Source organism: Fibrobacter succinogenes subsp. succinogenes S85 (assembly GCF_000146505.1).
Taxonomy (GTDB): Bacteria; Fibrobacterota; Fibrobacteria; order Fibrobacterales; family Fibrobacteraceae; genus Fibrobacter; species Fibrobacter succinogenes.
This window is the reverse complement of the sequence record NC_017448.1, coordinates 2,058,767-2,071,621: the sequence shown is the minus strand read 5'-3', so window position 1 is coordinate 2,071,621 and position 12,855 is coordinate 2,058,767. Positions and strand designations below refer to the sequence as shown.

Below are 12,855 nucleotides of genomic sequence, written 5' to 3'. Positions count from 1 at the left end.
TTTTTAATGTGCGAGGTGCAGCTTGCGGAGAACCTTTCCTAAGAGCTCGTTCAGAATGTCTTTGGCATCTTTGCTGCCGAGGTAACGCTGGATGATGAGCGTAAGCGTAAAGAGTGCAATTCCTGCGGCGCAAGCGTAAACGACGAGCGCAATAAATCCTGCATTGCGGACAAAGTCTCCAGAAATGTGGTCTAGGCCGACTGCAGCTGCAATCATGATGCCAAAAGCGACGAGGGCGCGAGCCATGTTGAAAAGAGCTTCCTTCATGCCGTCAGTGCCGTTCTTTTTAGCCCACATGAAAATCATCGAAATCACTTGCAGAATGGCGCCTGTAGCACCGATAATCGGGACGCTCTTGATGCCAAGCCCCACTTCGGGGGCGCCAAGCAAAATGTAGGCGGGGATGGTCGCTGCAAAGATGCCGGTGTTCAAAAGTGTCGGGACCCACATGCGTTCACAAGCGTAGAAGCTGCGGACGAGAACCGCCTGCAGGCAAAGCCCAAGGCTTACGGGCAAGTACCAGCGGAGAATTTCAGAAATCGCTTCGGTCGTTTCGCGGTGGAAAGCGCCACGTTCAAAGAGAATGCGCACAGCCGGGAAGCTCAAAGCCCACACGGCGACAACTGCCGGAATCAAAATGCAGAACATGCGCGAGAGGCTTTTCCAGATTTTGCGGTTGAGTTGCGGGAAGTCGCCTTCCTTGACGAGACGCGCCATGTCGGGGTAGCTTGTGACGCTGACCGAGAATCCGAAGACTGCAACGAGCGTGTACATGACGCGGTAAGCGTAGTTGAGGCTCGAAATGCCGCTTGTGCCAAAGTTTGCACCGAAGCTACGGATGATAAATTCAAGGGCCGAACATGGAACCCACGCCAAGAGACATCGGGAGCATCATCTTGAAATAGCGCGCGATATCCGGGTGCTTCGGTTCAATGATAAATTCATAATGGACGCCGCCACGCTTGGCGCCAAAAATCTGGAGAGCGAAAAATCCGATGAATGCGCCGACCGGAACGCCCCAAGCAAATCCGGCGAGACCGTAATCGTTGCCGGTGTAATTCGTGAGCGCAAGGCCTGCGGCACCGCCACCGACAATCGCAATGTTGTAAATAAGACCAGTGAGGGAGGGAATCAGGAACTGCTTGCGAGTATGCTGGACCGCGACAAGGATGCTACCGACAAAGATGAAGATTTGCCCCGGAAGGATAATACGTCCGTAATAGGTTGCGCGTTCCAAAAGCTCGGGCGTCACGCCATCGACGGTCAAGAGCGAGATGAGTTCCTTCATCCAAATGAATGCCGGAATCACGAGAATCAACAGTGCAAGCCCGAAGGTGTTGAGCACGTTGCTGAAGAACTTCCAGCCCGCCTTCTCGTCACCTGCGACTTTGTAGCCCGTGAAAATCGGAATAAATATAATGGACAAAAATCCGGTGCTGACCACGTGATTCAGGATGTCTGGAATCATGAAGGCGAGGTCAAGGGCGTTTTTTTCAAGCGACACGCCGGCGGCGTGGGCGAGGAGCATTTCACGGAAAATCCCGAGTACGCGGCTCAGGAGCATCGAAACGGCAACAATAACAGCGGCTTTATTCATGTTGACAGAAAATTTATATATTTCTTATCATGAAAAAGATACTTTTACTCGTTACTTTCCTCGCCCTTGCGGCATTTGCCCAGAACTACGACACTATTGAACCGGAGAAAAAACTCCAACGTCCGGTTTATAGTTTCCAGACGGCTGGTTTTGGCCTTTCTTTCTGGAGTAACTATAAGGATGACGTGAAGAATCCTGAAAAGGATCACGTCACGGCTTTCCCGCTTATCCGCTACGGTCACATTTGGGAAATGACGACCCACGGCGCTATTACGGCGATTTCGAACTGGCATGCCGAATTTGGCACGGACTGGGAACTTGAAGGCAATATGCTTATCGGTGGACGTTTTTCTCCGCTTGATGAAATCGTAAGTCCGTTTGTCGGCGCCGGTATTGGTCTTGGTTTCCAGGTTGACGCATTCTTTGACGACTGGATTGGTGCTTTCGGTATGTGTTTGGGCGGTGAAGTCGGTTTGAACTTCTTCCACAATTCTGCCGTTCAGCTCGAAGCCGGTTTTGGTTTCAACATCCTTGCTACGAAGGTTGACTTTACCAAGAGCTTCAAGAGCTGGAACCTCTTCTTTGCTGTGAACTACTAATTTGAAAAAAGTTCTTTAGGAATTGCGCGGCGAAATGTCCGCGCGATTTTTTTATACGGCGATTTTGAAATCGTTTAAAAGTGTGCGGCGGTTGAGCTTGCCTTGTTGTTGTAAGCGCTCAACGAGAATGCCTGGGCGCACGTGGAATAATCCTGAAAAGTGCTGGATGCAACGGCGTTCGTTAAAGCGACCGCAACAGATGAGCTCGCATTCTTCGGCTTCGGAGAGGAGAATGTCTTGCGCGAAACGGTCGGCTTCAAGTTCGAGAATTTCTTCAGGACGGGCCGCGTGCATTTCAGAAACTTTTGCTTGTTGCGAGAGTGCGCCGAGTTGCAGACACGAAGTGTGCTTCGCGTGCAAAAGCAAGTGCCCGACTGCATGGAACAAAGCTTCCAAAAATTTGGAATCTTCCATCTTAGTTGTCGGGAATTGGATCACGGGGCGTGAGCCTCTCCAGTAGAAAGCGCAAATGGGCGTGGGTGCCGTGAGGAACGGTTCTACTTCGATGAGCTCGATACCGCAAGCGTGGAGCGTTTCACGGGCGATGCTGCGGATATCCTTGTTGTGGAAAAATGTATTTGTCCGCAAAAATTTCAGGTTAGAAATAATGGCGTTGCGGTCCGGTGTGAATTCCGTTGCCAAGCGCTTGACCTGGAGCTCGCCGAGGCGTGTCCAGGCAGCATATGTCTGCGGATTTGCAGATGGCAATGTGACGCAGTAATAATTTTCGAATCCGGCGATGCTCCCGATTTGCATAAACTTGAACACCGCTCGAACGAGGTCTGCGTCCTTGACGTTCTCGGGAATGTGACCCATCTTTTGCAATGCGCGGATAGGGAACTTGCGAACCCACATTAAAATTTTTTCTAGCTCTTCTTCGTTCTTGAATGACGGGGCTTCGGAGATGCGACCGGAATCGCTCCCGAAAGCGAGCTGGAATGCGACTTGTGCATCATCGCTATTGCGTTCCATAAGGCTACTGCGGGAACAGCCAAGACGGCGCAAAAGTTCGTCTTGCGTGATGTGCTCCCGTTTTTGAAGTTGCTTAATGGATTCTTTTAAGCTCATGCTTTTAAAATAAATAATTAACGTGTCAGGTGTCAAATTTATTTCAGCAATTCCTCAGGGACGCATTCGGCCATAGCTTCGTACGCCTTGGCGCTCGGGTGCAAGTGATCGCCCGAGTCGAATCCAGCGGCAAATGCCTTCGGATCATCGTGACCGCGCACAGCCTTGTCGAAGTCTACGCAACCGTCGAAATCTGGTGCGGTGCGGAGCCATTCATTGAATGCCGTGCGGATGATATCGCGGTTTTCGTTATAGGTGCGCCAACCGTAAATCGGGAGGAGTGTGCCGCTGTAAATCTTGAGACCGAGTTTGCGCGCGTACGTGATGTAGAGCGAGCGCACGCCATTGATGAGATCGTCTGCGGTGGGCATATCGCTCCACGGACGGAACTTGTTGACTTCAACGCCGACTGGGTGGATGATGTCGTTGATGCCGTGCTGCACGATGACCGTGCGGGCGCCTGCGACATTCATTTCAATCGGGAAGCGCGTAGCGCCTTTGAGACCGTAAGCGGCGTAGGTGATACAGCTGTATTCGCGGAGGATGCGTGTGCCGCTCACAGCGCGACGGATGATGGCAACGTTGTTGAAACCTTCTCGTGCGCAACGGAGCGTGAGGTAGTCGGGCCAATCTTGTGCCGTGATGGAATCGCCAAAACAGACAAGTGCGAAGTTCTTTTCTTCAGTGAAAATGTCAATTGTGTTGAGAAAATAAATCCAGTTCGTTTTGCGCGTGAGGTCGTCGGGGAGTGTGGCCGACTTTGCAAAATTGCCGTAGCTGTACTTGCCACCAGAAAGCGGGCCCGTGATAGCTGTGCCGGCGTTCATTTGTGTGAAATCTGCAAAGTAAAGGCTTACATCAAATGTCTCGCCCGCGGTCACGTTGAATGCAATTTCGTCACTCAGAATTTCTTCGCCTGGAGGAATGCTTGCAGAAGTCTTTCCGCCGAAAGTAATTGTTGTTGGTGCGTAGGCCGTGTTTGTGGATTGCGCGGACTTTGCAACGTATGCTTCGCAAATTTGTACGGACTCTGTACCCGTGAGGTTTGAAAAATGGAAACGCAACTTGCTCCCTGAAAAGCAAGCGCGAATCGGATAGCGGAGAGTCAAGTCTTTAGCGTAAGTCGCTTCTTTGCGGTCGGTGATAGATGTGGCGTTGCCCCAGCATGCGACCCATTTTGAAAATTTTTCTGGCATATTCCAAATTATAGTAAATCGCGGTGACTCATGGTTTTATGAAAAAATTTTTTCGTTGCAGAACGTAAAAAACATTTATCCAGATTCGATGCCGATTTGTTGGTCTCGCGAAATTGAATGTGCTAGTTTGAAAGAAAACAAGGAGGACATCATGAAAAACAAATTCCTTTTAATCGCAGTAGTAGCATGTGCCATGTTCTGCATGAATTGTGGCGAAGAAAACAAACCAGAAGAAACCGAAAAAACAAAAGTCGAAAAGTCCAAAGAAGACGAAGTTTCACTCGTAAGTGAATCCGCTGTTGCCTTGACGACTACGATGACTATTGACGGTTCCAAATTGTCAGATGGAGGCAGAGAGAAGGTAAAGGCCAAGAGGGCCGCGCCTTCGAGCGGTGCGCTGAAGTTGTTGGCTTCATCATCAAAGCCCGCGACGTTTCCGACTGACGCAAAATACTCAAAGGATATAGATAAAGTTCTTAAAAAAGTAGAAGGTATACGCACGACCGGAAAAGCAACTCTCGGTGGCCGCCGCGGAAAAGTCGTCGCTGGGTTTAACGAAGGTGTTGCAGGCTCTGGCGGAATCGGTGACGGATTGGCCGGGCTGATGGCCGGGAGCACCTCGCGACTTTCTGAGTCAAGAAGTGTCGCTAGAAAGTCGTCGGTCAAAGCAAAGTCAGCACCGAGGGCAAGCCATAAATTTGCCGAAGCTTCGGCTAGCGAAGTTTATCTGATGTCAGATAGTGAAGACCGTGGCGAATGGCGTGATGACGAATCTACGTATAGAAAATCCAGAAGACGCTATGGCGATTCCAATGAACGTAGATCGGGACTCCTCACCGCTGGCGAGTGGAACGATTTGGAACATTGGTATTTCTGGGACGATATCATCAATGACGAAAACTTCAGTGATAAAACCGATTACTGGCAGTTCTTCCCGAAGAAACTTGTAGCCGTCAAAGTGGTAGACCAAAATGGCAGAGGTGCAGCAAATGTTTCCGTCATTCTCCTCAATGGCAAAAAGGTTGAATTTGTTACAAAGACAGATAATACCGGGCGTGCCTATTGTTGGATTGGCCTGATGGATGGCGAGTTCGATGAAGTCAGGGCGAGGGATCTCACGTTGATTGTCGATGGCAAGCTAATCAAGGAGCAAGTTCAGATTACTTCTAGAGGCGATGAAAGACTCAACATGAACGTTGTTATGCACAAGAACGTGAAGCGCCCCAAAGCCAGTGCCGATGTTGCATTTATCGTAGATGCGACAGGTTCAATGAAAGATGAGATCAAGTTCCTCAAATCGGACCTCAGCTATATCATTGACCATGCGAGCTCGGAAAGCAATATCCCGCTGCGTACGGCTGCAGTGTTCTACCGCGACAAGGGCGATGATTACCTCACTCGTCATCATGACTTCTCCAGGAATGTGTCCGTGATTCAGGATTACGTTGCGGAACAAAATGCTGAAGATGGCGGCGATTACCCTGAAGCTGTACACTCTGCGCTTGAAACTACGCTGAAGAAACTTTCTTGGGATGAATCGGCCCGTGCGCGCGTTGCGTTCCTCATTCTCGATGCGCCTGCGCATCATGAGGATGACGTTATCGAAAGTCTCCAGAAGTCCATCACGCTTTTTGCTTTAAACGGTATCAAATTGATCCCTGTGGCGGCAAGCGGTGTTGACAAGGATACTGAATTTATGCTGAGATTCTTTGACCTTGCAACGGGCGGCACGTATGTGTTCCTCACTGATGATAGCGGCATTGGCAATTCTCATATAAAGGCTACTGTGGGGGACCACAAGGTGGAACGACTCGCTAACTTGATGGTAAGACTGATTAAGAAATATGTAGAGTAAAATGCGCCGGCACTAGGTACAACATTTCATTCTCTGGCTTTGGAGGGAGCCGGAGAATTTTTTTATTATAGCGGCTTTTTTCCTTTTCTCGTAAATTCAAATTTGCACTTGTTCCTATAATAGTCTATATTCACTTTTGTACCGCTTGATGTGGTGAATATTTTTATATGGAACAGAAGTTTTTTAATAATATGACGGAGAAGGTCGTGGATGACCTTCGTAAAGTTGTTATTCCTGGTTCAAAACTTTCGATTGCTGCGGCTAGTTTTTCGCTTTATGCGTTCGAGACTTTAAAGGATGAGCTTTGGAAGATTGATTCCTTGCGGTTTATTTTTACTTCAAGGACTTTTGTCAAGAAGCAGGTTTCAAAAGAAAGTAGAGAATTTGACATCTCCCGTAACGCACGAGAACAAGCACTCAACGAAGAGCAGTCTTCTCGCGAGCGTTCACTGTTCGGTAGTGAATTTGAATTGAAGTTGCGCAACCAGCTGAACCAGAAGGCGATTGCAGTGGAGTGTGCGGAATGGATTCGCCAGAAGGTAAAATTCCGGACGAACATAACCGACTTGAACTATCAGACGTTTATGCATGTAAAGCAGCCCGATGATGACGCGCTTTATACGCCGTTCAATGAGTTTTCGGCGGTGGGCCTTGGTGTAGAAAAAGGCAACAACATTTCCAATTTCAGCATGAGGGTTTCGGCGCCTCTTTCCAATGACTATATCAACAAGTTTAATGAATGCTGGTTTGATGAATCGCAGTTTGAAGAAGTGACCCAGGCGGTTATGGATAGCATTGCCACGGTCTATAAGGAAAATTCTCCCGACTTCATTTACTTTGTAACGCTCTACAATATTTTCCATGAATTCTTGAACGACATCAGTGAAGATGTTCTGCCGAATTCGGCGACGGGATTCAAGGAAAGTGCTATTTGGAAAAAGCTTTACAACTTCCAGAAAGATGCGGCCCTAGCCATCATCAACAAGTTGGAAAAATACAACGGGTGCATTCTCGCCGATAGCGTGGGTCTAGGCAAAACATTTACGGCGCTTGCGGTGGTCAAGTATTACGAAAACCGCAACAAGAACGTGTTGGTGCTTTGCCCCAAGAAGTTGAACAACAACTGGATGACCTTCAAGAACAACCAAACAAACAACCCGCTTGTTACGGACCGCTTCCGTTACGACGTACTGTATCATTCGGATCTCTCGCGCGATTCGGGGAGCACGAATGGCCTTGACTTGAGCCGCATTATTTGGAGCAATTACGACCTTGTGGTGATTGATGAATCCCATAATTTCCGTAATGGCGGCACAGCGACGGGCGAGGATTTTTCGGTTCATGATTTTGACGACGATGCCGATCGCAAGGAAAATCGTTACCAGCGCTTGTTGAATCAGGTCATTCGCAAAGGCGTGAAAACGAAAGTGCTGATGCTTTCGGCCACACCGGTGAATAATCGCTTTAACGATTTGAAGAATCAGTTGCGTTTGGCTTACGAAGACGATTCGGAAAAGATGGATTCTTTGCTGAACTTGAACAACGGCATTGATTCCATTTTTAAGCAGGCGCAGAGTGCTTACAATGCATGGGCAAAACTCCCTGCTTCTCAGCGAACAACGCAGGCTCTTCTAGATACTTTGAACTTTGACTTTTTTGAGCTGCTTGATTCGGTGACGATTGCGCGTTCCCGCAAGCATATCGAAAAATTTTACGACATCAATGAAGTGGGTAAGTTCCCGGAGCGTTTGCCGCCTATTTCGGAATCTCCCGAATTGACTGATTTGGCGGGGATCTCGTTCGATAGCATTTATCTGTTGTTGAGTCAATTGCAGATGAGCGTTTATAGTCCGGCGCGATTTGTGCACCCGAGCCGTATCGAGGGCTATATCGACAGTTCCGAAGAAAAGGATTTGTTGCTTGGCCGCGAAATGGGCATTCGGAAACTCATGAGCATCAACATGCTCAAGCGCCTGGAAAGTTCCGTCTATTCGTTCAGGCTGACATTGGACCGTTATCACGAACTGGTTCAAAAAACAGTTGACAAGATTGAGAACTACAAGAGATGTGTTGATGCGGGCAAAGAGGCCGCAGATGCAGATGTTATTTACGATATCGATAGCGCGGCCCTGGAAGATGACGAATTTACCGTCGGCAAGGATGTGCACTTCAATTTGGCCGATATGGATTACATTGGCTGGCTGAACGAACTCCGCCAAGAATTGGGCGTACTTGCACAGTTGCAAAAGATTGCCGAGCAGCTTTCGCCTGAACATGATGCAAAACTTCAGACGCTTTATGACCGAATTTGCAACAAGATAGAAGCCCCAATTAATCCTGGGAATAAGAAGATAATTTTGTTTACGGCATTTGCCGATACTGCGAAATACCTTTATGAACAGCTCTCTGCGAGATTGAACAAAGAGTATGGAATTCATACGGCTTTGGTGACGGGCGATATGGATGGCCGTACGAACCTCCCGAATTTGCGAGCCGATTACGATACGGTTCTGACGTATTTTTCGCCGCAGTCCAAGGAACGCCATTTGCTCAGGAACGTTGTTCCGGGCGATATCGACTTGCTGATTGCGACGGACTGCATTAGCGAAGGCCAGAACTTGCAGGATTGCGACTACCTAATCAATTACGACATCCACTGGAACCCGGTGCGCATTATCCAGCGCTTTGGCCGTATAGATCGTATCGGCAGCAAGAATGCAAAAATCCAGCTGGTGAACTTTTGGCCCAACGTGAGCCTCGATGAATACATCAACCTGAAATCGCGTGTGGTCGCCCGCATGAAAATTTCGGTGATGACCGCCACTGGCGATGACAACCCTATCAGCGCCGAAGAGAAGGGCGACTTGGAATACCGCAAGGAACAACTGCGCAAGTTGAAAGAAGACGTAGTTGACCTTGAAGACATGAAGGGCGGCGTGAATATCGTGGATTTGGGCTTGAACGATTTCCGCATGGACTTGCTGCAATATCGCGAAACCCATCAAGAAGTTGAAAATGCGCCCACGGGAATTTATGCGCTCGTGCATGCCGACGAAACAGGCGAATTGCCGCCCGGCGTGATTTACATTTTGCGCAAACGCAACAACGCCGTGAATATCCGCAGCAAGAATCGCCTGCACCCCTTCTACATGGTTTACCTGAAGCAAGACGGCAGCGTCGTTTGCAACCACCTTTCGCCAAAGAAGATTCTTGACCTGATGCGCCACGCTTGCCGCGGGCTTGCCACGCCCGACATAGCACTCTGCAAGGCCTTCAACAAGGAAACTGCTGACGGCCGCAAGATGGGCAAGTACAGCGACCTTTTGCAGCAGGCAATCGCCTCGATTATCGAAGTCAAGGAAGAATCCGATATCGACAGTCTCTTTGGCGAAGGCGAGACCACCGCACTCACCGGCGAAATCCGCGGTCTGGACGATTTTGAACTCGTGACATTCCTGGTGGTAAAATGATAAACCTGCCCTCTTCGACATTCGTGGGCAAGGTGGTGCCCAAGGAAAAGTTCTATAGCAAGTGCGCCGTGAATACGGCGACCAAGAACCTTTTTGTCAAGTATGTAGAACAGATTGTCTGGCAAAATAAGCTGACCGCGCAGACCATGGCCGCAGAAAAGGGTTTGCTGGTAAACGAAATCGATGTCTTTGAAGTCAAGATGAAGTCGTTCGAGTGCCCGCGCAAGTTGTTCGAGTTCATCGACCAGAATTTGCACCACCACAACGTATTCGTGTTAACTTATGACGACAAGGCGAAACTCTTCGTGAACTTCAAAGAAAAAGAGAAGGACGAAACCTTCCTGGAATCCTTCGAAACACCGTGGAAACCCATCGCCGAACCCGTATTTAATTTGTTTGGCAGCAACATGGACGAAATCTACGAATCCATCGTCCGCAGTGCAGATTCCTCAAATGCCGTTGCGAGTTTAAGCTCCCTGAGCTTGCCGAAGGGAGAAGCGGAACAACCCAAGCCGTCTCTAAAAGATTATATTTTACAAAATAAACAAAACGCCAAAATCAAGGCTCAAATCGAAAAACTGGAAAAGAAACTCGCCAACGAAAAACAGTTTAACAGACAGGTGGAAATTAGGGCCGAGATAAAGAAATTGGAAAAGGAGATGAAATAATGATTTTTTCGGATATTTCGAAAATAGTATTTCCTATAGCGCGCATTGAAGGGCATAATTTTTCGTTATTGGGCACAGTTTTTCTAAGTGAAAAGCCTGGATACTTTGTATCTGCCGCTCATGTAATTGCGGGAAATGAAAAAAAATTGGCAATTGTTTTAAATGATATGGAAACTATACAGGAATTTCAAGATACCTCTATTAATAATCGAAAGTGTTTTCCTCTTGAAGTTGCGGAATTCGATCCGATTCATGATATATGTGTTCTAAAATCCAGTGGATCAGCTTCTTCGAGACTCATAACGTCTTCTTTAGATTCGATAAAAGTTGGAGAGGAAGTAGTTCTCTTTGGATATCCTCACTGCAACTACGGAAGAATGGTTTTGACTCAACAAAATGCAAATGTGGGAGCAAAAGTGTTGATTGAAAGAGCTGGAATAAAAATGAAAAATATTGTTTTGAATATTCAATCACGACCAGGGCAATCAGGAAGTCCGATTATTTACAATAATATGCTTGTGGGGATGTTAATTGGCTCCTATGTACCCAAAGGTGCAGGAGGAATTAGTTTAGGAGGAATTGATCCTATGACATTACATCAAACAACTCATGCCATTTCTGCAGAATATATTAAGGAGATGCTATAATGAATGAACAATTTATTGCTCTATTAGAACAGTATGGTACAGATTCCTGGCTTCAAACTATACCAAAATATCAGCAGTCCATGATAACAACAATGTATGCTAATTTAGGCGACTACGAAAAAGTTGCTAGAGAATGGCTTTGTGTAACAAATAATAGCACTGCTCCTTTTGGATCTGAGGCTCCACAGACACCTACTTTAGAAAGAATTCTGGATGAATTAGAATTACTTTTGCGAGGAGATGACAAATATAAGAACGAAATAACAACATTGCTGGCGGATACTAATATAATTCAGTATGCTGTTGTCGCTAAAATATCAGAAGCTATTGCAGGAATTGTTGGTACGGCATCTGTTTTTATAGGACCTGTTATTGGAATTTTATTATTTATAGTATTGAAAATGGGTGTAAATGCATGGCTAAAAGCTCGCGAAGAAAAAAGAAATCATAGCTCTGGTGCATAACAGGAAGTTGTTCATTATGAAAGTACTTCTCAATCCCAAAGATAACGAAAATCTAAAAGCTCTATACAATAGAGCTTTTAAACGAGCTGAGGAAATCTACATCGCCACAGCTTTTTTGACAGACTGGTCTTTTTCTCAAAAGCCAAAGAAGGATTGCAAGAAATTCGTTGCTCTGGTGGGAACAAATTTTGGCCTGACGAGAAAGGCGGCTTGTCAGTCTCTGTTGGATTGGCTTCCAAGAAATTTGCGCGGAAATGTGTTTGCTTTCCCGTCGAACGAGAATACGTTTCATCCCAAGGTATTAATTTGGAAAGAACGAAAGGAATGTTTTGCCTTAATCGGTTCTTCTAATATGACGAGTGCAGCGTTGTCTGAAAATTATGAGATAAATAGTTTTAGTAGTATAAAACAGGAAGAATACGAAAGGATAGTGCAGTGGTTTAATGGTTGTATCAAATTATCGGATCCTATTTCTAAGAGTTGGATTGCAAGATATGAAGAGAGCAAAATAGGTGGAAAAAGAGTTAAAGGTGAAATTACATTAGATCAAATTGATTTGAATATTAAATTACCCTGGGAAAAGGACTTTAAAGATCTCCTGAATGAACGAGAATACAAACAAGAACTTTTCAAAGAAAAAAAGGCAAAAATTCTTCATTTATTAAGATCAAATGCAACCGGATCGATGAGTAACGCTGCTTTTTGGACTGAATTTACTCAATTATGGCATAGAAGATGGGAGGAAGAAGACTGCTTCCGTTTTCAAGGAAGTGGTGTTGAAAGAATCTGCACAAAGAATATTAATTGGCGAGAAGCAACTACGGCTTTGATAGATATCATTGAAAATGAAAAGAAAATGAGTCTTCTGGATTTAGATGAATTGGTGGCGAAGAAAATTGACCTATTAGCCAAAAGGAAAAATCCCGCGAGAAAAGCTTGGTTATCCGAAATGTTGTGCCAGTTCTTCCCGAAGAAATACCCTGTTTTAAACGATCCTGTAAAAACGTGGATAAAAAAGAATGAGTGGTCCTTAGATCGTGGGGGAACAGAAGGTCAAAAGTATATTGATTTGGCAAGGAGGTTGCGCTCTGTTGTAAGACAAAATTCAAATTATGTGAAAGATCTTGCCGGAATAGATACGCTCATTTGGAGAATATGTCCCCCAAAAAAGAAGAAATCCAAAAAATTATAGTTTTTTTCAACAAAAAATCCGGCCAAAATTATAGATATTTCAACATACGGCGCGATTTTTGCCGAAAAATGGCAAAATTCCGCTAAAATCGCCATTTCC

11 protein-coding genes are annotated in these 12,855 nt (G+C 46.4%); 7 read left to right on the top strand and 4 right to left on the bottom strand.

Features of this window, described 5'->3' with window-relative positions; all coding sequences use genetic code 11:
- Positions 1–3: 3 nt before the first annotated feature.
- Positions 4–876 carry a lipid II flippase MurJ gene (locus FSU_RS16665; RefSeq protein ID WP_041917839.1) on the bottom strand — a complete coding sequence of 291 codons (873 nt, stop codon included), beginning with the start codon at positions 874–876 and terminating at the stop codon, positions 4–6.
- The gene (murJ, locus tag FSU_RS16660; RefSeq protein ID WP_041917838.1) at positions 848–1,597 is read right to left on the bottom strand and encodes a murein biosynthesis integral membrane protein MurJ; all 750 of its coding nucleotides are present in this window, start codon (positions 1,595–1,597) and stop codon (positions 848–850) included. The genes FSU_RS16665 and murJ overlap by 29 nt, the downstream gene beginning before the upstream one ends.
- Before the next feature lie 29 nt (positions 1,598–1,626).
- On the opposite strand from murJ, the gene FSU_RS08435 reads away from it, so the two are divergent.
- Entirely contained in the window at positions 1,627–2,196 is a 570-nt protein-coding gene (locus FSU_RS08435; protein ID WP_015731980.1) for a hypothetical protein, read from the top strand.
- A 51-nt stretch (positions 2,197–2,247) separates the two neighbouring features.
- Here FSU_RS08435 and FSU_RS08430 read toward each other — a convergent pair whose 3' ends face one another.
- Together FSU_RS08430 and FSU_RS08425 are read right to left on the bottom strand one after the other, a co-directional pair.
- Positions 2,248–3,264: a hypothetical protein gene (locus FSU_RS08430; RefSeq protein ID WP_015731979.1), complete on the bottom strand. Its 1,017-nt coding sequence runs from the start codon at positions 3,262–3,264 to the stop codon at positions 2,248–2,250.
- A 38-nt stretch (positions 3,265–3,302) separates the two neighbouring features.
- Positions 3,303–4,460 (bottom strand): SGNH/GDSL hydrolase family protein, encoded by a 1,158-nt coding sequence (locus tag FSU_RS08425; protein ID WP_014546018.1) that lies wholly within the window; start codon positions 4,458–4,460, stop codon positions 3,303–3,305.
- Between the two features lie 151 nt (positions 4,461–4,611).
- Here FSU_RS08425 and FSU_RS08420 point away from each other — a divergent pair, with 151 nt between their 5' ends.
- The 6 genes from FSU_RS08420 (at position 4,612) to FSU_RS08395 (ending at position 12,756) form a co-directional block, all read left to right on the top strand.
- Positions 4,612–6,315: a vWA domain-containing protein gene (locus FSU_RS08420; RefSeq protein WP_014546017.1), complete on the top strand. Its 1,704-nt coding sequence runs from the start codon at positions 4,612–4,614 to the stop codon at positions 6,313–6,315.
- Positions 6,316–6,482: 167 nt separating this feature from the next.
- Positions 6,483–9,785 carry a helicase-related protein gene (locus FSU_RS08415; RefSeq protein ID WP_014546016.1) on the top strand — a complete coding sequence of 1,101 codons (3,303 nt, stop codon included), beginning with the start codon at positions 6,483–6,485 and terminating at the stop codon, positions 9,783–9,785.
- Complete coding sequence (locus tag FSU_RS08410; protein ID WP_015731978.1) at positions 9,782–10,453, top strand: DUF4391 domain-containing protein; 672 nt, start codon at positions 9,782–9,784, stop codon at positions 10,451–10,453. Before FSU_RS08415 ends, FSU_RS08410 begins: the two co-directional genes overlap by 4 nt.
- Positions 10,453–11,100: a S1 family peptidase gene (locus FSU_RS08405; protein WP_014546015.1), complete on the top strand. Its 648-nt coding sequence runs from the start codon at positions 10,453–10,455 to the stop codon at positions 11,098–11,100. Before FSU_RS08410 ends, FSU_RS08405 begins: the two co-directional genes overlap by 1 nt.
- Positions 11,100–11,564 (top strand): hypothetical protein, encoded by a 465-nt coding sequence (locus FSU_RS08400; protein WP_014546014.1) that lies wholly within the window; start codon positions 11,100–11,102, stop codon positions 11,562–11,564. Before FSU_RS08405 ends, FSU_RS08400 begins: the two co-directional genes overlap by 1 nt.
- A gap of 16 nt (positions 11,565–11,580) precedes the next feature.
- Positions 11,581–12,756 carry a phospholipase D family protein gene (locus FSU_RS08395; RefSeq protein ID WP_015731977.1) on the top strand — a complete coding sequence of 392 codons (1,176 nt, stop codon included), beginning with the start codon at positions 11,581–11,583 and terminating at the stop codon, positions 12,754–12,756.
- Positions 12,757–12,855 lie beyond the last annotated feature (99 nt).